Annotated in this window: 30 protein-coding genes; 28 read left to right on the top strand and 2 right to left on the bottom strand. The window is 72.2% G+C overall.

Translation table 11 applies throughout. The annotated features are described in order from the left end of the window. Nucleotides 1-24: 24 nt before the first annotated feature. From rpsS to truA, 28 genes are all read left to right on the top strand, one after another. Nucleotides 25-306 carry a 30S ribosomal protein S19 gene (gene rpsS, locus ACI79Z_RS00785; RefSeq protein ID WP_089402109.1) on the top strand — a complete coding sequence of 94 codons (282 nt, stop codon included), beginning with the start codon at nucleotides 25-27 and terminating at the stop codon, nucleotides 304-306. 26 nt (nucleotides 307-332) lie between these two features. Further along, nucleotides 333-812 (top strand): large ribosomal subunit protein uL22, encoded by a 480-nt coding sequence (gene rplV / locus ACI79Z_RS00780; protein ID WP_456901392.1) that lies wholly within the window; start codon nucleotides 333-335, stop codon nucleotides 810-812. Continuing rightward, nucleotides 812-1,717 (top strand): 30S ribosomal protein S3, encoded by a 906-nt coding sequence (rpsC, locus tag ACI79Z_RS00775; RefSeq protein WP_387987745.1) that lies wholly within the window; start codon nucleotides 812-814, stop codon nucleotides 1,715-1,717. Before rplV ends, rpsC begins: the two co-directional genes overlap by 1 nt. Nucleotides 1,718-1,720: 3 nt before the next feature. After that, on the top strand, nucleotides 1,721-2,137 hold the full coding sequence (rplP, locus tag ACI79Z_RS00770) for a 50S ribosomal protein L16 (protein ID WP_387987743.1): 417 nt from the start codon (nucleotides 1,721-1,723) through the stop codon (nucleotides 2,135-2,137). Next, nucleotides 2,137-2,370, top strand: coding sequence for a 50S ribosomal protein L29 (gene rpmC, locus ACI79Z_RS00765; RefSeq protein WP_387987741.1), 234 nt, complete (start codon nucleotides 2,137-2,139; stop codon nucleotides 2,368-2,370). Before rplP ends, rpmC begins: the two co-directional genes overlap by 1 nt. Then, nucleotides 2,367-2,666 (top strand): 30S ribosomal protein S17, encoded by a 300-nt coding sequence (rpsQ, locus tag ACI79Z_RS00760; protein WP_387987740.1) that lies wholly within the window; start codon nucleotides 2,367-2,369, stop codon nucleotides 2,664-2,666. The genes rpmC and rpsQ overlap by 4 nt, the downstream gene beginning before the upstream one ends. A gap of 221 nt (nucleotides 2,667-2,887) precedes the next feature. Continuing rightward, on the top strand, nucleotides 2,888-3,256 hold the full coding sequence (gene rplN / locus ACI79Z_RS00755; protein ID WP_387987738.1) for a 50S ribosomal protein L14: 369 nt from the start codon (nucleotides 2,888-2,890) through the stop codon (nucleotides 3,254-3,256). A 2-nt stretch (nucleotides 3,257-3,258) separates the two neighbouring features. Beyond that, nucleotides 3,259-3,612: a 50S ribosomal protein L24 gene (gene rplX, locus ACI79Z_RS00750; protein ID WP_456901391.1), complete on the top strand. Its 354-nt coding sequence runs from the start codon at nucleotides 3,259-3,261 to the stop codon at nucleotides 3,610-3,612. A gap of 2 nt (nucleotides 3,613-3,614) precedes the next feature. Next, the gene (gene rplE, locus ACI79Z_RS00745) at nucleotides 3,615-4,199 is read left to right on the top strand and encodes a 50S ribosomal protein L5 (protein ID WP_387987736.1); all 585 of its coding nucleotides are present in this window, start codon (nucleotides 3,615-3,617) and stop codon (nucleotides 4,197-4,199) included. A gap of 22 nt (nucleotides 4,200-4,221) precedes the next feature. Further along, the gene (locus ACI79Z_RS00740; protein WP_012950469.1) at nucleotides 4,222-4,407 is read left to right on the top strand and encodes a type Z 30S ribosomal protein S14; all 186 of its coding nucleotides are present in this window, start codon (nucleotides 4,222-4,224) and stop codon (nucleotides 4,405-4,407) included. A gap of 122 nt (nucleotides 4,408-4,529) precedes the next feature. After that, the gene (gene rpsH / locus ACI79Z_RS00735) at nucleotides 4,530-4,934 is read left to right on the top strand and encodes a 30S ribosomal protein S8 (protein WP_456901390.1); all 405 of its coding nucleotides are present in this window, start codon (nucleotides 4,530-4,532) and stop codon (nucleotides 4,932-4,934) included. Between the two features lie 14 nt (nucleotides 4,935-4,948). After that, nucleotides 4,949-5,488 carry a 50S ribosomal protein L6 gene (gene rplF, locus ACI79Z_RS00730; RefSeq protein WP_387987731.1) on the top strand — a complete coding sequence of 180 codons (540 nt, stop codon included), beginning with the start codon at nucleotides 4,949-4,951 and terminating at the stop codon, nucleotides 5,486-5,488. Next, entirely contained in the window at nucleotides 5,488-5,895 is a 408-nt protein-coding gene (gene rplR / locus ACI79Z_RS00725; RefSeq protein ID WP_387987729.1) for a 50S ribosomal protein L18, read from the top strand. Before rplF ends, rplR begins: the two co-directional genes overlap by 1 nt. Before the next feature lie 40 nt (nucleotides 5,896-5,935). Further along, the gene (gene rpsE, locus ACI79Z_RS00720; RefSeq protein ID WP_387987727.1) at nucleotides 5,936-6,550 is read left to right on the top strand and encodes a 30S ribosomal protein S5; all 615 of its coding nucleotides are present in this window, start codon (nucleotides 5,936-5,938) and stop codon (nucleotides 6,548-6,550) included. Between the two features lies 1 nt (nucleotide 6,551). Continuing rightward, entirely contained in the window at nucleotides 6,552-6,731 is a 180-nt protein-coding gene (rpmD, locus tag ACI79Z_RS00715; protein ID WP_387987725.1) for a 50S ribosomal protein L30, read from the top strand. Between the two features lie 13 nt (nucleotides 6,732-6,744). Continuing rightward, complete coding sequence (gene rplO, locus ACI79Z_RS00710; RefSeq protein WP_387987723.1) at nucleotides 6,745-7,188, top strand: 50S ribosomal protein L15; 444 nt, start codon at nucleotides 6,745-6,747, stop codon at nucleotides 7,186-7,188. A gap of 183 nt (nucleotides 7,189-7,371) precedes the next feature. Beyond that, nucleotides 7,372-8,682, top strand: coding sequence for a preprotein translocase subunit SecY (gene secY, locus ACI79Z_RS00705; RefSeq protein WP_387987721.1), 1,311 nt, complete (start codon nucleotides 7,372-7,374; stop codon nucleotides 8,680-8,682). Then, nucleotides 8,682-9,290, top strand: a complete 609-nt coding sequence (locus ACI79Z_RS00700) for an adenylate kinase (RefSeq protein WP_387987719.1) — start codon at nucleotides 8,682-8,684, stop codon at nucleotides 9,288-9,290. Before secY ends, ACI79Z_RS00700 begins: the two co-directional genes overlap by 1 nt. Nucleotides 9,291-9,360: 70 nt before the next feature. After that, nucleotides 9,361-10,164 carry a type I methionyl aminopeptidase gene (map, locus tag ACI79Z_RS00695; RefSeq protein ID WP_456901389.1) on the top strand — a complete coding sequence of 268 codons (804 nt, stop codon included), beginning with the start codon at nucleotides 9,361-9,363 and terminating at the stop codon, nucleotides 10,162-10,164. 314 nt (nucleotides 10,165-10,478) lie between these two features. Next, complete coding sequence (infA, locus tag ACI79Z_RS00690) at nucleotides 10,479-10,700, top strand: translation initiation factor IF-1 (protein WP_012950459.1); 222 nt, start codon at nucleotides 10,479-10,481, stop codon at nucleotides 10,698-10,700. A gap of 73 nt (nucleotides 10,701-10,773) precedes the next feature. Then, nucleotides 10,774-10,887: a 50S ribosomal protein L36 gene (rpmJ, locus tag ACI79Z_RS00685; RefSeq protein WP_012950458.1), complete on the top strand. Its 114-nt coding sequence runs from the start codon at nucleotides 10,774-10,776 to the stop codon at nucleotides 10,885-10,887. A 15-nt stretch (nucleotides 10,888-10,902) separates the two neighbouring features. Then, nucleotides 10,903-11,283, top strand: coding sequence for a 30S ribosomal protein S13 (gene rpsM / locus ACI79Z_RS00680; RefSeq protein WP_089402121.1), 381 nt, complete (start codon nucleotides 10,903-10,905; stop codon nucleotides 11,281-11,283). Between the two features lie 95 nt (nucleotides 11,284-11,378). Further along, nucleotides 11,379-11,786: a 30S ribosomal protein S11 gene (rpsK, locus tag ACI79Z_RS00675; protein WP_012950456.1), complete on the top strand. Its 408-nt coding sequence runs from the start codon at nucleotides 11,379-11,381 to the stop codon at nucleotides 11,784-11,786. Between the two features lie 35 nt (nucleotides 11,787-11,821). Further along, complete coding sequence (gene rpsD / locus ACI79Z_RS00670) at nucleotides 11,822-12,448, top strand: 30S ribosomal protein S4 (RefSeq protein WP_089402122.1); 627 nt, start codon at nucleotides 11,822-11,824, stop codon at nucleotides 12,446-12,448. A gap of 162 nt (nucleotides 12,449-12,610) precedes the next feature. Beyond that, nucleotides 12,611-13,687, top strand: a complete 1,077-nt coding sequence (locus ACI79Z_RS00665) for a DNA-directed RNA polymerase subunit alpha (protein WP_387987713.1) — start codon at nucleotides 12,611-12,613, stop codon at nucleotides 13,685-13,687. Between the two features lie 147 nt (nucleotides 13,688-13,834). Beyond that, nucleotides 13,835-14,473 (top strand): 50S ribosomal protein L17, encoded by a 639-nt coding sequence (gene rplQ, locus ACI79Z_RS00660; RefSeq protein ID WP_456901388.1) that lies wholly within the window; start codon nucleotides 13,835-13,837, stop codon nucleotides 14,471-14,473. Then, entirely contained in the window at nucleotides 14,470-14,847 is a 378-nt protein-coding gene (locus tag ACI79Z_RS00655; RefSeq protein WP_387987711.1) for a hypothetical protein, read from the top strand. Before rplQ ends, ACI79Z_RS00655 begins: the two co-directional genes overlap by 4 nt. 4 nt (nucleotides 14,848-14,851) lie before the next feature. Further along, nucleotides 14,852-15,703, top strand: a complete 852-nt coding sequence (gene truA, locus ACI79Z_RS00650; protein ID WP_456901460.1) for a tRNA pseudouridine(38-40) synthase TruA — start codon at nucleotides 14,852-14,854, stop codon at nucleotides 15,701-15,703. Here truA and ACI79Z_RS00645 read toward each other — a convergent pair. Continuing rightward, entirely contained in the window at nucleotides 15,700-16,395 is a 696-nt protein-coding gene (locus ACI79Z_RS00645) for an NAD(P)H-binding protein (RefSeq protein ID WP_387987709.1), read from the bottom strand. The two genes, truA and ACI79Z_RS00645, sit on opposite strands and share 4 nt — an antisense overlap. After that, complete coding sequence (gene mobA / locus ACI79Z_RS00640) at nucleotides 16,392-16,982, bottom strand: molybdenum cofactor guanylyltransferase (RefSeq protein WP_387987707.1); 591 nt, start codon at nucleotides 16,980-16,982, stop codon at nucleotides 16,392-16,394. Before mobA ends, ACI79Z_RS00645 begins: the two co-directional genes overlap by 4 nt. Nucleotides 16,983-17,017: the final 35 nt, after the last annotated feature.

The following is a 17,017-nucleotide window of genomic DNA, read 5'->3' as shown; positions in this document are numbered from 1 at the left end:
GCGGGTTAGAGGAGTCCGACAGACATGCCACGCAGCCTGAAGAAGGGCCCGTTCGTCGACGACCACCTGCTCAAGAAGGTGGACGCGCAGAACGAGAAGGGCACCAAGACGGTCATCCGGACCTGGTCCCGCCGCTCGACGATCATCCCGGACATGCTCGGCCACACCATCGCCGTGCACGACGGTCGCAAGCACGTCCCGGTCTTCGTGACCGAGGCGATGGTCGGGCACAAGCTCGGCGAGTTCGCTCCGACCCGGACCTTCCGCGGTCACGTCAAGGACGACCGCCGGTCGCGGCGCGGCTGAGCCCGGTCCCGAGAGAGAGACTTGAGATGACTTCCCAGCTGGGAGAGGAGACGCAGGTCGCCCGGGCCGTCGCCCGCGGCGTCCGCGTCACCCCCATGAAGGCACGCCGGGTGGTGGACCTCATCCGCTACCTGCCCACCGACGAGGCCCTGGCCCTCCTGCGGTTCGCCCCGCAGTCGGCCAGCGAGCCGGTGGCCAAGGTCGTCGCCAGCGCCGTCGCCAACGCCGAGCACAACCTGCGGCTGGACCCGGCCGCGCTCGTCGTCAGCGCCGCCTACGTCGACGAGGGCCCGACCATGAAGCGGATCCGGCCGCGCGCCCAGGGCCGCGCCTACCGCATCAACAAGCGGACCAGCCACATCACCGTCGAGGTGAGCGAGGTCGGCTCCAGCGCCGACCTCGCCGGCAAGTCCCGCACCGCCCGCCGGCGCACCGGCCAGTCCGGCCCGGCGACGCAGCAGCAGGGCACGCAGCAGCGCTCCAACACGAGGGGAGGGACCCGCTAGTGGGTCAGAAGGTCAACCCGCACGGGTTCCGCCTCGGCATCACCACCGACTACAAGTCCCGGTGGTACGCCGACAAGCTGTACAAGGACTACGTCAAGGAAGACGTGGCCATCCGCAAGCTCATGACCAAGGGCATGGAGCGCGCCGGCATCTCGAAGGTGGAGATCGAGCGCACCCGTGACCGGGTCCGGGTCGACATCCACACCGCCCGGCCGGGCATCGTCATCGGCCGCCGCGGCGCCGAGGCCGACCGCATCCGCGGCGAGCTGGAGAAGCTCACCGGCAAGCAGGTGCAGCTGAACATCCTCGAGGTCAAGAACCCCGAGGCCGACGCCCAGCTCGTGGCCCAGGCCGTGGCCGAGCAGCTGTCCAGCCGCGTCAGCTTCCGCCGCGCCATGCGCAAGGCCATGCAGTCGGCCCAGCGCAGCCCGCAGGTCAAGGGCATCCGGGTGCAGTGCTCCGGGCGCCTGGGCGGCACCGAGATGAGCCGGTCGGAGTTCTACCGCGAGGGTCGCGTGCCGCTGCACACCCTCCGGGCGAACATCGACTACGGCCTGTACGAGGCCCGCACCACCTTCGGCCGCATCGGCGTGAAGGTGTGGATCTACAAGGGCGACGTCAGCGGCTCGCGTGCCGAGCGCGAGGCCCTCGAGGCCCTCGCCGCCCGGCAGCAGCGCCGGGAGCGCCCGCAGCGCCCCCGCCGGTCGGGCTCCAGCGGCACCACCGCCGGTGGTACCGAGGCCGGCCGCGCCGCCGCCGAGACGTCGACCGGTCCGGAGACCGGCGACAGCACCGTGGCCGTGACCTCGGGTGAGGTCGCGCCTGAGCAGACCGTCGCCGAGGCCGCCGGCCCCGAGGCGACCGCCGCGGCCGAGACGACCGCGACCGAGAACACGGAGGGCTGACACGTGCTGATCCCCCGGCGCGTCAAGCACCGCAAGCAGCACCACCCGGACCGCTCCGGCCGGGCCAAGGGCGGCACGGCGATCAACTTCGGTGAGTACGCCATCCAGGCCCTCGAGCCGGCGTACGTGACCAACCGGCAGATCGAGTCCGCCCGTATCGCCATGACCCGGCACATCCGCCGTGGCGGCAAGGTCTGGATCACGATCTACCCGGACCGCCCGCTCACCAAGAAGCCGGCCGAGACCCGCATGGGTTCCGGCAAGGGCTCCCCGGAGTGGTGGGTCGCCAACGTCAAGCCGGGCCGCGTCATGTTCGAGCTGTCGGGTGTCCCGGAGTCGGTGGCCCGCGAGGCCATGCGCCGCGCCATCCACAAGCTGCCCATGAAGGCTCGCTTCATCACGCGTGAAGGAGAGGTGTGATGGCCGCCGGTCTGACCGCCCCGGAGCTGCGCGAGCTCTCGGCCGAGGAGCTCGCCACGCGGCTGCGTGAGCACAAGGAAGAGCTGTTCAACCTGCGCTTCCAGGTGGCCACCGGCCAGCTGGACAACAACCGGCGACTGCAGACCGTCCGCCGCGACATCGCCCGGATCTACACGATCATGCGCGAGCGCGAGCTGGGTCTCTCGGTCGCCCCGAACGAGGGTGTGGCATGAGCGAGCCCCAGAACACCGCTGTCGCCAGCGGCCCCGGCCTGGCCGGCCGCGGCTACCGCAAGGTCCGCGAGGGCCTCGTGGTCAGCGACAAGATGGACAAGACCATCGTCGTCGAGGTCGAGGACCGCGTGAAGCACGGCCTCTACGGCAAGGTCATCCGTCGCACCAGCAAGCTGAAGGCCCACGACGAGCAGGGCGTCGCCGGCATCGGTGACCGCGTGCAGATCATGGAGACCCGGCCGCTGTCGGCCACCAAGCGGTGGCGGCTGGTCGAGGTCCTCGAGAAGGCCAAGTAACACCCGTCGGGGGTCCGCGGGCCCTGTGACCCACGCCCTGCGGGGCGGGTCGCGGGACCGGGTACCCTGGACGACTGGCGCCCCTCCGGGTGAGCGCCACATCCCGGTACCCGTGTCGGACGCACCGGCGGCATCAGTCGCCGGTGCGTCCGCGCGTGGGTACCGGACAGCCGGTTCACCGTTCCGGCCCGGCTGTCACCACTGAGATTTGGGAGTAGGACGTGATCCAGCAGGAGTCGCGGCTCCGGGTCGCCGACAACACCGGTGCGAAGGAGATCCTCTGCATCCGGGTGCTCGGCGGGTCCGGGCGGCGCTACGCCGGCATCGGCGACGTCATCGTGGCGACCGTCAAGGACGCGCTGCCCGGTGCCGGCGTCAAGCGCGGCGACGTCGTCAAGGCCGTCGTCGTCCGCACGCGGAAGGAGCGTCGTCGTCCCGACGGCTCCTACATCCGCTTCGACGAGAACGCCGCGGTGATCATCCGCGACAGCGGCGACCCGCGCGGTACGCGCATCTTCGGTCCCGTCGGCCGCGAGCTGCGCGACAAGCGCTTCATGCGGATCATCTCGCTCGCCCCGGAGGTGCTCTGACCATGGCTGCCAAGAAGACCCCGCCGGCCAAGACGCCGGGCATGAAGGTGAAGAAGGGCGACACCGTGGTGGTCCTGTCCGGCAAGGACAAGGGCGCCCGGGGTCGCGTGATCGCCGCCTACCCCAAGCTGCAGAAGGTCCTCGTCGAGGGCGTCGGCCGCGTCAAGAAGCACACCCGCATCAGCTCGAACCAGCGGGGCGCGCAGCAGGGCGGCATCGTCACCCAGGAGGCTCCCATCCACGTCAGCAACGTGATGGTGATCGACTCCGAGGGGACGCCGACCCGGGTCGGTTACCGCCAGGACGAGGAAGGCCGCAACATCCGGGTGTCGCGGCGGACCGGTAAGGACCTCTGACGATGACTGCACCCACCCGTGAGCTCCCGCGCCTGCTGGCGCACTACCGCGAGTCGATCGTGCCGGCCCTCCAGGAGGAGTTCGGCTTCGAGAACGTCATGCAGATCCCGCGGCTGACGAAGATCGTCGTCAACATGGGCGTCGGCGAGGCGACCCGCGACGCGAAGCTGATGGACGGCGCGGTCCGCGACCTCACCGCCATCACCGGCCAGCGCCCGGCCGTCGTCCGGGCCCGCAAGTCCATCGCCCAGTTCAAGCTGCGCGAGGGCATGCCCATCGGCGCCAAGGTCACCCTCCGCGGCGACCGCATGTGGGAGTTCCTCGACCGGCTCCTGGCGCTGGCCCTGCCCCGCATCCGAGACTTCCGCGGCCTGAACGCCAAGCAGTTCGACGGGCACGGCAACTACACGTTCGGGCTGACCGAGCAGTCGATGTTCCGCGAGATCGACGTCGACAAGATCGACCGTCCGCGCGGCATGGACATCACGCTGGTCACCACCGCCACGAACGACGAGGAGGGTCGCGAGCTGCTCCGCCTCCTGGGCTTCCCGTTCGCCGGCCAGCCCGTCGTCACCACCATCCGCTGAGCCGGGCCGAGGAGACAGACAGATGGCCAAGAAGGCGCTGATCAACAAGGCGGCCCGCAAGCCCAAGTTCGCGGTCCGCGGCTACACCCGCTGCCAGCGGTGCGGTCGTCCGCACTCGGTCTTCCGCAAGTTCGGCCTGTGCCGGATCTGCCTGCGGGAGATGGCGCACGCCGGCGAGCTGCCGGGCGTGAGCAAGTCCAGCTGGTAGTCCGCACCACCCGCCCCGCGCGCTGACCGCGCGGGGCGGGCCCCCAGCTCCACCGTTCGCCGAGAGGCCCACGCGAGGGACGCGTGAGGAACCGCGGCGAGAGAGGCACGACACCCATGACGATGACCGACCCGATCGCGGACATGCTCACGCGGCTGCGCAACGCGAACACGGCCTACCACGACTCGACGCGCATGCCGTCGTCGAAGCTCAAGACGCACATCGCCGAGATCCTCCAGCAGGAGGGCTACATCGCCGGCTGGCGCGTCGAGGACGTCGAGAAGGACGGCGCCACCCGCAAGGAGCTGGTGATCGACCTCAAGTTCGGCCCCAACCGCGAGCGCAGCATCGCCGGGGTGCGCCGGGTGTCCAAGCCGGGCCTGCGGGTCTACGCGAAGTCGAACGCCCTGCCGAAGGTCCTGGGCGGCCTGGGGGTGGCCATCATCTCCACCTCGACCGGGCTGCTGACCGACCGGCAGGCGACCAAGAAGGGCGTGGGCGGGGAAGTCCTCGCCTACGTCTGGTAAGAGGAGCGAGCGAGATGTCACGGATCGGACGACTGCCGGTTCCCGTGCCCGGTGGCGTGGACGTCACCATCGACGGCCAGACGGTCAGCGTGAAGGGCCCCAAGGGCACCCTCTCCCACACCGTCGCGGCGCCCATCACGGTCGCCCGGGGCGAGGACGGCACGCTGAGCGTCCAGCGGCCCGACGACGAGCGCGAGAGCCGGGCGCTGCACGGCCTGTCCCGCACCCTGATCGCCAACATGATCACCGGCGTCACCGAGGGCTACACCAAGACCCTCGAGATCGTCGGCGTCGGCTACCGCGTCCAGGCCCGCGGCTCGGACCTGGAGTTCGCGCTCGGCTACAGCCACCCGGTGCCGGTGCGTGCCCCGGAGGGCATCACCTTCACCGTCGAGTCGCCCACCCGCCTGCGGGTGACCGGCATCGACAAGCAGCAGGTCGGCCAGGTGGCCGCCAACATCCGCGGCCTCCGCAAGCCCGACCCGTACAAGGGCAAGGGCGTCCGCTACCAGGGCGAGGTCGTCAAGCGCAAGGTCGGGAAGACGGGTAAGTGATGGCACAGACCGAGAAGGCCGCTCGGGTGCACACGCCCGTCGGCACCGACATCAGCACCGCGCGCCGCGTCTCGCGGCTGCGCCGCCACAACCGGCTCCGCAAGCGGGTCTCCGGCACGCCGGACCGCCCGCGCATGGTGGTCAACCGCAGCACGCGGCACATCCACGTGCAGGTGGTGGACGACACCGCCGGCCGTACGCTGGTGAGCGCCTCGACGCTCGACGCCAGCCTGCGCGGCGCCGAGGGCGACAAGTCCGCCCTGGCCCGCCGGGTGGGCGCCCTGGTCGCCGAGCGCGCCCAGGCCGCCGGCATCACCAAGGTCGTCTTCGACCGCGGGGGCAACCGCTACCAGGGCCGCATCGCCGCGCTGGCCGACGGCGCGCGTGAGGGCGGGCTGGACTTCTGATGAGCAGCACCGCCAACCAGCAGATCGAGAGGGACGTCTGATGCCAGGACCACAGCGACGCGGCGGCGGCGCCGGCGGCGGCAACGACCGCCGCGACCGTCGTGACGGCGGGCGGGGGCCCGGCGGCGCGCCTGCCGAGAAGAGCAACTACATCGAGCGCGTGGTCGCCATCAACCGCGTGTCGAAGGTCGTCAAGGGTGGTCGGCGCTTCAGCTTCACCGCCCTGGTGATCGTCGGCGACGGTGACGGCACCGTGGGCGTCGGCTACGGGAAGGCCAAGGAGGTGCCCGCGGCGATCGCCAAGGGCGTCGAGGAGGCCAAGAAGCACTTCTACAAGGTGCCGCGCATCGCCAGCACCATCCCGCACCCGGTGCAGGGTGAGGCCGCTGCCGGTGTCGTGCTGCTCAAGCCGGCCAGCCCCGGTACCGGTGTCATCGCCGGTGGCCCGGTGCGCGCCGTCCTCGAGTGCGCCGGCATCCACGACGTGCTCTCGAAGAGCCTCGGCTCGTCGAACCCGATCAACATCGTGCACGCCACCATGCAGGCGCTGAAGGAGCTCGTCCGGCCCGAGGAGATCGCCGCCCGCCGCGGGCTGCCCCTCGAGGACGTCGCCCCGGCCGCCATGCTGCGGGCGCGTGCGGGCCAGGGGGTCTGACATGGCGCAGCTGAAGGTGACCCAGGTCCGGTCGGCGATCGGCACGAAGCCCAACCAGCGGCAGACGCTGCGGTCCCTGGGCCTCAAGCGGATCAACGACACGGTCGTGCAGGAGGACCGTCCCGAGATCCGCGGGATGGTCGCCACGGTGACGCACCTCGTCGCCGTCGAAGAGATCTGAGCAGGGACTCGTCATGACTCTCAAGGTCCACCACCTGCGTCCGGCCCCGGGCGCCCACACCCCCAAGACGCGCGTCGGCCGGGGTGAGGGCTCCAAGGGCAAGACCGCCGGTCGCGGCACCAAGGGCACCGGGGCGCGCGGCAACACCTCCGCGCGCTTCGAGGGCGGCCAGACGCCGCTGCACATGCGGCTGCCCAAGATGTCCGGCTTCAAGAACCCGAACAAGGTCGTCTTCCAGGTCGTCAACCTCGACCGGATCGCGTCCCTGTTCCCGCAGGGCGGGCACGTCGACCCCGACACGCTCGCCGACGCCGGCGCGGTCCGCCGCGGCCAGCCGGTGAAGGTCCTCGGCACCGGTGAGCTGGGCGGCGTCCAGGTCACCGTGCACGCGCACGCCTTCTCGGCCTCCGCCGCCGAGAAGATCGCCGCGGCCGGGGGCAGCACCACCCGCATCTGACCGCCGACGACCCCCGGGTGCCCCATCGCCCCGGGGGTCGTCTGCTGTCCGGCCCGCGCGCCCCCGCGTCCGGGCCCCGGGGAGTCGCCCGCCCCGCCCGCCGGTGTGCCACCGGTGAGGGAGGGTGTGACCGGCGCGACCCCCGTCGTTGCTAACCTCATCCGACCGAGCAGGGGAGGGCACGTGCTGCAGGCGTTCGCCGCGGCGTTCCGGACGCCAGACCTCCGGCGCAAGTTGCTGTTCTCCCTGGCGATCATCGCCGTGTACCGGCTGGGCGCCTCGGTGCCCGGCCCGGGGGTCTCCGTCGAGGCCATCAACAGCTGTCTCGAGCAGGCGCAGGCGGGCAGCCAGCGCGACGTCTACTCGCTGGTGAACCTGTTCTCCGGCGGGGCGCTGCTCCGGCTGTCGATCTTCGCGCTGGGGATCATGCCGTACATCACCGCCAGCATCATCGTGCAGCTGCTGGTCGTGGTGATCCCGCGGTTCGAGCAGCTGAAGAAGGAAGGGCAGTCGGGCCAGCAGAAGCTGACCCAGTACACCCGCTACCTGACGATCGCCCTGGCGATCCTGCAGAGCACCGGGATCATCGCCCTGGCCCGCAGCGGCCAGCTGTTCCCCGGCTGCCAGCAGGACATCATCCCGTCGGACAGCATCTGGACGACGGTCGTCCTCGTGGTCGCCCTGACCGCCGGCACCGCGGTGATCATGTGGCTCGGCGAGCTGCTCACCGAGAAGGGGATCGGCAACGGCATGTCCGTGCTGATCTTCACCTCGATCGCGGCCCGCATCCCCGCCGAGGGCGGCTCGATCCTGCAGACCCGCGGCGGCGTCGTCTTCGCCGTCGTCTGCGCCTTCGCCCTGCTGATCATCGGGGCCGTCGTCTACGTCGAACAGGCGCAACGGCGCATCCCGGTCCAGTACGCCAAGCGCATGGTCGGCCGCCGCATGTACGGCGGCACCTCGACCTACCTCCCGCTCAAGGTGAACCAGGCCGGCGTCATCCCGGTCATCTTCGCCTCGTCGCTGCTGTACCTCCCGCAGCTGATCACCCAGCTCCAGGGTGACGAGACCGGCCCGGTCCGGCAGTTCTTCGAGAACTACGTCATCGACCAGAGCAGCCCGGTGCACGTCGCGCTGTACTTCGGCCTGATCGTGTTCTTCACGTACTTCTACGTGTCGATCACGTTCAACCCGGAGGAGCGGGCCGACGACATGAAGCGCTACGGCGGCTTCATCCCCGGCATCCGCCCGGGCCGGCCGACGGCGGAGTACCTGCAGTACGTGCTGTCCCGGATCACCCTGCCCGGGTCGATCTACCTGGGGATCGTCGCGGTGCTGCCGAACTTCTTCCTGTCGATCACGCAGCAGGGGGCGAACCAGAACTTCCCGTTCGGCGGGACCGCAGTGCTGATCATGGTGGGAGTGGGCTTGGAGACCGTGAAGCAGATCGAGACGCAGCTCAACCAGCGCAACTACGAAGGGTTCCTGAAGTAGTGCGCATCGTGCTGCTGGGCCCGCCGGGAGCCGGCAAGGGGACCCAGGCCCAGATCATCGCCGGCCAGCTCGGGGTGCCCGCCATCTCGACGGGCGACATCTTCCGCGCCAACGTCAGCGGGCAGACCGAGCTCGGCCGCAAGGCCAAGGTCTACATGGACGCCGGCGACCTCGTCCCGGACGAGATCACCGTCGCGATGGTCAAGGACCGGCTCGCCGAGCCCGACGCCAAGGCCGGGTTCCTGCTCGACGGCTTCCCCCGCACGATCGCCCAGGCCGAGCAGCTGCGCGGCTCGCTCGAGGAGCTCGGGCACGGGCTCGACCGCGTCGTCGAGCTGGTCGTCGAGGAGGAGGAGCTGGTGCGCCGGCTCTCCGGCCGCCGGATGCTCGTCGACGGCGAGTGGGTGCAGCGCGACGACGACAGGCCCGAGACCGTGCGGCACCGCCTCCAGGTCTACCGGGAACAGACCGCCCCGCTGTCCGGGTTCTACGACGGCGAGGGGTTGCTGTCGCGCATCGACGCGATCGGCACCATCGAGGAGGTCACCGCCCGGGTGATGACCGCCCTGGGCCGGCCCGTCCAGCCCGGGCAGCCGAGCGACGGCTGAGGGGACGGCGCCGCCCATGTCGGCCGGGATCCTGACCCGCCTCCCGCTGCTGGCGAAGTGGAGTGGACGCATGATCCAGATCAAGACACCGCACGAGATCGAGCTCATGCGCGGCGCCGGCCTCGTCGTCGCCAAGGCGATCGCCGCCGTCCGCGCCTCGGTCCGCCCCGGCGTGACCACCGGGGAGCTCGACGCGATCGCCGAGGACGTCATCCGGTCGTCCGGGGCGATCCCGTCGTTCCTCGGCTACCACGGCTTCACCGGCAGCATCTGCGCGTCGATCAACGACGAGGTCGTGCACGGCATCCCGGACCCGGAGCGCACCCTCGCCCAGGGCGACAACATCTCCATCGACTGCGGCGCCATCCTCGACGGTTGGCACGGCGACTCGGCGGTCACGGTGACCGTCGGTCCGCCGTCGGCCGAGGACGCCGCGCTCATCGACGTCACCGAGCGGTCGATGTGGGCCGGGCTGGCGAGGGCCGTGGCCGGCGGCCGGCTGACCGACATCAGCTCCGCGGTCGAGCAGGTCGTCACCGCCGAGGCGCACCCGTACGGGATCGTCGACCACTACGGCGGGCACGGCATCGGCACCGAGATGCATCAGGACCCGCACGTCCTCAACTACGGCCGGCCCGGTCGCGGCCTGCGGCTGGTCCCCGGCCTGGCGCTGGCGATCGAGCCCATGGTGACCGTGGGCGACCCGGCCACCGCCGAGCTCGAGGACGGCTGGACCGTGGTCACCAAGGACGGCTCCCGGGCCGCCCACTTCGAGCACACCGTCGCCATCACCCCCGAGGGGCCCTGGGTCCTGACGGCGGAGGACGGCGGCGTCGCGGGACTGGCCCCCTTCGGGATCACCCCGCGCACCTGAGCCGGCCTCCTCGCCCCACCACTCGCGGGCTCGTGACGGGACTCCCCCGAGGGGGGCCGGCGGCCCACCCGGGGTGTTCCGTTGTGACAGAGGCCGGGTTGGAGCGCCCCGCTGCAGCGGGGTACAGTGAACGACGGCGTTCGCGCCGTCCTGTCGTCGTGCTGTGGCCGCACGACCCGGGACGCCCTCGCGGGAGCGCCTGCACCACCTGATCTGCAACCACCGCGTTCGACCCGACCGGCATCCGGCGCGGTCGCATGCGACTCCAGCACCACACCAACCAGCACCACCGAGTCAGGGAGGCCGTGTCGGGCATGGCGAAGAAGGACGGGGCCATCGAGGTCGAGGGTCGCGTCGTCGAGCCGCTGCCCAACGCGATGTTCCGGGTCGAGCTGCAGAACGGGCACCGGGTGCTCGCCCACATCAGCGGCAAGATGCGCCAGCACTACATCCGCATCCTGCCCGAGGACCGCGTCGTCGTGGAGCTCTCGCCCTACGACCTGACCCGCGGTCGCATCGTCTACCGCTACAAGTGACCGCCGCCGGCGCGGGGCACCTCCGGGTGCCGCGTGGGCGGCCATCGATCGACAGGAATGAGGGGCGGCACCGGTGAAGGTCCAGCCGTCGGTGAAGAAGATCTGCGACAAGTGCAAGGTGATCCGCCGGCACGGCCGGGTCATGGTCATCTGCGACAACGCCCGCCACAAGCAGCGGCAGGGCTGAGGGAGTACCTGAGACATGGCACGACTGGCCGGCGTCGACCTGCCCCGCGAGAAGCGGATGGAGATCGCGCTCACCTACATCTACGGGATCGGCAAGGCGCACGCCAAGGAGACCCTGGCGGCGACCGGCGTCAGCCCGGACCTGCGCGTCAAGGACCTCGGCGACGAGGACCTGCTGAAGCTGCGCGACTACATCGACGAGCACTTCCGCGTCGAGGGTGACCTCCGCCGCGAGGTGGCCGCGGACATCCGCCGCAAGATCGAGATCGGCGCCTACCAGGGCCTGCGGCACCGCCGTGGCCTCCCGGTGCACGGTCAGCGCACCCGCACCAACGCGCGCTCGAGCAAGGGCCCGCGCAAGACCATCGCCGGCAAGAAGAAGGCCGGCAAGAAGTAAGCCGCGCAGCGGCCCGTCGCGGCGACCCGGGAGGGCGGGAGCGGCGGGCTGCGCGCGTGTTTCCAGGCCATACGTCAGAAGGAATCCGGAGAGACATGCCTCCCAGGGCTCGCGCCGCGGCCGGTGCCAAGAAGGTCCGCCGCAAGGAGAAGAAGAACGTCGCCCACGGCGCCGCTCACATCAAGAGCACGTTCAACAACACGATCGTGTCGATCACCGACCCGACCGGCAACGTGATCAGCTGGGCCTCGGCCGGCCACGTCGGCTTCAAGGGCTCGCGCAAGTCGACGCCGTTCGCCGCCCAGATGGCCGCCGAGAACGCCGCGCGCAAGGCCCAGGAGCACGGCATGCGCAAGGTCGACGTCTTCGTGAAGGGCCCGGGCTCGGGCCGCGAGACCGCGATCCGCTCGCTGCAGGCCACCGGCCTCGAGGTGGGGCAGATCCAGGACGTGACGCCGCAGCCGCACAACGGCTGCCGCCCCAAGAAGCGCCGCCGGGTCTGACCGGCCACTGACGAGAAGAACGAGGAGTACCTGACGTGGCCCGTTACGCCGGAGCCGACTGCCGCATGTGCCGGCGCGAGAAGATGAAGCTGTTCCTCAAGGGCAGCAAGTGCGAGTCCCCGAAGTGCCCGATCGAGATCCGGCCCTACCCGCCGGGCGAGCACGGCCGGGGCCGCAGCAAGGACAGCGAGTACCTCCTGCAGCTGCGCGAGAAGCAGAAGGCCCGCCGCATCTACGGCGTCCTCGAGAAGCAGTTCCGCGGCTACTACGAGGAGGCCAACCGCAAGACCGGCAAGACCGGTGAGGTCCTGCTGCAGATCCTCGAGTCCCGCCTGGACAACGTCGTGTACCGGGCCGGCTGGGGCGAGAGCCGCGACATGGCCCGCCAGCTGGTCAAGCACGGCCACATCCGGGTCAACGGCCGCAAGGTCGACATCCCGTCCTACCGGGTCAGCGCGAACGACATCATCGAGGTCGCCGAGAAGTCGCGGCGGATGGTGCCCTTCGAGATCGCCCAGGCCCGCGCCGGCGAGCGCCCCGTGCCGCCGTGGCTGGAGGTCATCAGCGGCCAGCTGCGCGCCGTCGTGCACAGCGTCCCGGCCCGCCAGGTGATCGACACCCCGGTGCAGGAGCAGCTGATCGTCGAGCTCTACTCCAAGTAAGCAGAAGGACCCCGCTGCAGGGTCCCACCGCTCGCACGCTCGCGGCGGGACCCTGCAGAGGGGCCGACGGCCCCGGCGGGCGGACCGATGTCCGCCGGGGCCCGCACCACCCCCTCACGGCGTCATATGGCGGGCGCCGGAGGACCCAAGGGAGAACACACGATGCTCATCGCACAGCGTCCGACGCTGACCGAGGAGACCCTCACCGAGCAGCGCTCGCGGTTCGTCATCGAGCCGCTGGAGCCCGGCTTCGGCTACACCCTCGGCAACTCGCTGCGCCGCACCCTCCTGTCCTCGATCCCCGGCGCTGCCGTCACCAGCATCCGGATCGAGGGCACCCTGCACGAGTTCACGACCGTGCCCGGGGTCAAGGAGGACGTCACCGAGATCATCCTCAACCTCAAGGGCCTGGTCGTCAGCTCCGACTCCGACGAGCCGGTGACCATGTACCTGCGCAAGCAGGGCCCCGGTGAGGTCACCGCCGCCGACATCGCGCCCCCGGCCGGTGTCGAGGTGCACAACCCCGACCTGCACATCGCCACCCTCAACGGCAAGGGCCGCCTCGAGATCGAGCTGGTCGTCGAGCGGGGCCGCGGGTACGTCCCGGCGCCGCAGAACAAGCAGCCCGGCCAGGAGATCGGCCGCATCCCGGTCGACTCGATCTACTCGCCGGTCCTCAAGGTCACCTACGCCGTCGAGGCCACCCGCGTCGAGCAGCGCACCGACTTCGACCGCCTCGTGGTCGACGTCGAGACCAAGCCCTCGATCGCGCCGCGCGACGCCATCGCCTCCGCCGGCTCCACGCTGGTCGAGCTGTTCGGCCTGCTGCGCGAGCTGAACGTCGACGCCGAGGGCATCGAGGTCGGCCCCAGCCCGGCCGAGGCCGCCGACATCGCGAACTTCTCGATGCCGATCGAGGACATGGACCTCACCGTCCGGTCCTACAACTGCCTCAAGCGCGAGGGCGTGCACACCGTCGGTGAGCTGGTCACCCGCTCGGAGGCCGACCTGCTCGACATCCGCAACTTCGGGGCCAAGTCGATCGACGAGGTCAAGATGAAGCTGGCGGCCATGGGCCTGGCGCTCAAGGACAGCCCGCCCGGGTTCATCCCGACCTCGGTCGAGAGCTACGACGAGGGCTACGAGACCGACGCCTACCAGGGCCACGGCGAGTACGGCACCGAGTACGGGCAGGTCCAGTACGACGACGGCTCCTACCAGGAGACCGAGCAGCTCTGACGCTGCACCGGCCGGGCGGCGGGACGACCGCCGCCCGGCCGGACCGCGTGGGCCCGCCGTGCGCAGGCCCGCCACACTGACGAAAGCGACAGCACCACCCGGATGCAGCCGGCAGACGCCCGCCCGGCCGCGTGAGGAAGGACCGACATGCCCACCCCCACCAAGGGCCCCCGTCTCGGCGGGTCCCCCTCGCACGAGCGGCTGATGCTGGCCAACCTGGCCACGTCGCTGTTCGAGCACGGGCGGATCACCACCACCGAGGCGAAGGCGAAGCGGCTGCGCCCGTTCGCCGAGAAGCTGGTCACCTTCGCCAAGCGCGGTGACCTGCACGCGCGCCGCCAGGTGATGACGGTCATCCGGGACAAGGACGTCGTCCACCACCTGTTCGCCGAGATCGGCCCGCGCTTCGAGAACCGGCCCGGCGGCTACACCCGCATCACCAAGGTCGGCCCGCGCAAGGGCGACAACGCCCCCATGGCCGTCATCGAACTCGTCGAGGCGCTGACCGTGGCCCAGCAGGCCGTCGGTGAGGCCGAGCGCGCCCGCGGCACTCGCTTCGCCGCTGGCGCCGGCGCGGCCGCCGCCTCCGGTGAGGTCACCGCGGACGCCGTCGAGACCGCCGCGGCCGACGAGGACACCACGGGGGCCGACGAGGACACCACCGAGGCCGCGGACGCCGACGCGACCGAGGCCGAGCCCACCGACGCCGAGGCGAGCGACGCCGACGACACCGCCGTCGCCGCGGACGCCGAGGCCCCGGCCGGGGACGCGGACGGCGCCAAGTGAGCGAGCAGCCGGGCCAGGGCGGCGACGCCGGCGCGGCCGGGGTCTCCGCCGGCGGCGGCGACCAGGGCGCGACGTTCGAGGGCGAGACCACCGGTCCCGGTGGCGACACCTCGCCGGCCGTGACCTCCGGTGAGGTCGACGCCGAGGCGCAGGAGGTCGTGACCGACCTCTACAACCCGGACGGCGAGCGCCAGGACGACGGCGACGTCACCCCCGAGCCCAGGGCCGAGAACCTGGCCGTGGTCGAGGACCCGGTGCTGTCCCCGGACGTGGCCGCCGCGGCGGCCGCGGAGATCGAGGCAGCGGAGATCGGGGACGCCGCGACCGCGGGCACCCACGCCCCCGGCGGCGAGTCCGCGCCCGACCCGAAGTGACCCGCTGCTGAACACCGAGCACCACCGCGACGAGCCCGCTCCCGATCCCGGGGGCGGGCTCGTCCGTCTCCGGCTGTCCGTCGCCTACGACGGGACGGACTTCTCCGGCTGGGCGCGCCAGCCCGGCCGGCGCACCGTGCAGGGCGAGCTGGAGATCGCGCTGGCCACCGTGCTGCGCGCGCCGGTCGAGCTGACCGTCGCCGGCCGCACCGACGCCGGCGTGCACGCCACCGGCCAGGTCGCGCACGCCGACGTCCCGCGCGCCGCCTGGGAGGAGCAGCGCGAGCGCCTGGTCCGCCGGCTGCGCGGCCTGCTGCCGCCGGACGTCGCGGTGCCCGCCGTGACGGAGGCGCCGCCCGGGTTCGACGCCCGCTTCGGCGCCCTGGCGCGGCACTACGTCTACCGGCTCACCGACAGCGACGCCGGGCCCCCGCCGCTGCGCCGGGCGGACACCGTCGGCTGGCCCCGCCGGCTCGACGCCGCCGCCATGGACGCCGCCGCCCGCCTCGTGACCGGCGAGCACGACTTCGCCGCCTTCTGCCGCCGCCGCGAGGGCGCCACGACCGTCCGCACGCTGCTGGAGCTGGCCGCGGCCCGCGACGGCGACCTGGTGACCGTCAGGGCCTCCGCGGACGCCTTCTGCCACTCGATGGTGCGCAGCCTCGTCGGCGCGCTGGTCGCCGTCGGGGAGGGGCGCCGGGCGCCGGAGTGGCCGGCCGGCCTGCTCGACCGCCGGGAGCGGGCGGGCGAGGTCGTCGTCGCCCCGCCCGGGGGGCTCACGCTGGTACGGGTCGACTACCCGGCCGACGCCGACCTCGCCGCCCGCGCGCTGGTCACCCGCGCCCGGCGCGACTAGGGGAGGGCGGCCACGGCGTCGGCGACGGGGGTGTCGCCGGACACCAGCTCCACCACCTCGTTCGTCTTGCCGGAGTCGAGGAAGGCCAGCAGGACCGCGGCGACGTCATCGCGGGGGACCTCGCCGTACTCGACGCCGTGGGCGAGGGTGACCCGGCCGGTGCCGGGCTCGTCGGTCAGCCGCCCGGGCCGCACGATCACGGTGTCCAGCGCGGGGCGCGGCAGGATGACGTCCTCGGCGCGCAGCTTCGCCTGCAGGTAGACGGCGAACACCGGGTCCATGCCCTTCGGCGTCCCCTGCCGGGCCTGCTCGACGCCCATCGAGGACACCAGCAGGTAGGGGCGGACGCCGGCGCGCTCGGCGGCGTCGGCCAGCAGGACCGCGGCGCCGTGGTCGACGGTGTGCTTGCGCTCCGCGCCGCTGCCCGGGCCGGCGCCCGCGGCGAACACGACGGCGTCGGCGCCGCGGACGACCTCCGCGACGTCGTCGACCGAGGCGGACTCGAGGTCCAGCACCGCGGGCGTGACGCCGTCGGCCTCGAGGTCGGCGGTGTGGTCGGGGTTGCGGACGATGCCGACGACGGTGTCCCCGCGCCCGGTGAGCAGCCGGCCGAGGCGACGGGCGACCTGACCGTGGGCACCGGCGATGACGACGCGCATGCGCAGGCCGTACCCGGCGGCCGGGGCGGTCACCCGCCGGCGTCCCTGCGGGCCCGGGCGAGGTCGGCGGGGGTGTCGCAGTCGGTCCACGGCGGCGGGGTGCCCGGCTCCCGGGCGGGGGACCAGCGGGTGACCGTCAGCCGGCCGACCACCCGGCGGACCGGCACCGGGCCGTCCGCGCCGGCCACGGCCGCCCGGAGGGCCGCGGTCCGCCAGACGCCGAGCAGGTACTGGTCGCGGCCGGCGTCGTCGACGACCAGGACGCCGTCGGCGGTCAGCCGCGCCCGCAGGTCGCGGAGCAGCCCGGGGGTCACGAACGGCAGGTCGCCGGCGAGGACGGCGACCACCGCGGTGTCGACGACGGCGAGCCCCGCGCGCATCGCGGCCACCGGCCCGCCGCCGGGCGGCCGCTCGCGGACGACGCGGACGCCGTCGGGGACCGGCTGCGGCGGCCCGACGACGACCCGCGACGCGGCGTCGGGGACCGCGGCGAGGACGGCGGCGAGCATCGTGCGGCCGCCCACCTCCAGCTGCGGCTTGGCCTGCCCGCCCAGCCGGGCCGCGCGGCCGCCGGCCAGGACCACCGCCGCGTAGGGCTGGAGCGGGTCCGGCGCGGTCACGGTCCGACCGTAGGGGCCGCGCATGGGTACCGTCG

Source organism: Geodermatophilus sp. SYSU D00663 (genome assembly GCF_054050655.1).
The sequence above is the reverse complement of the archived record's forward strand: the minus strand, read 5'-3'. Positions and strand labels throughout refer to the sequence as shown.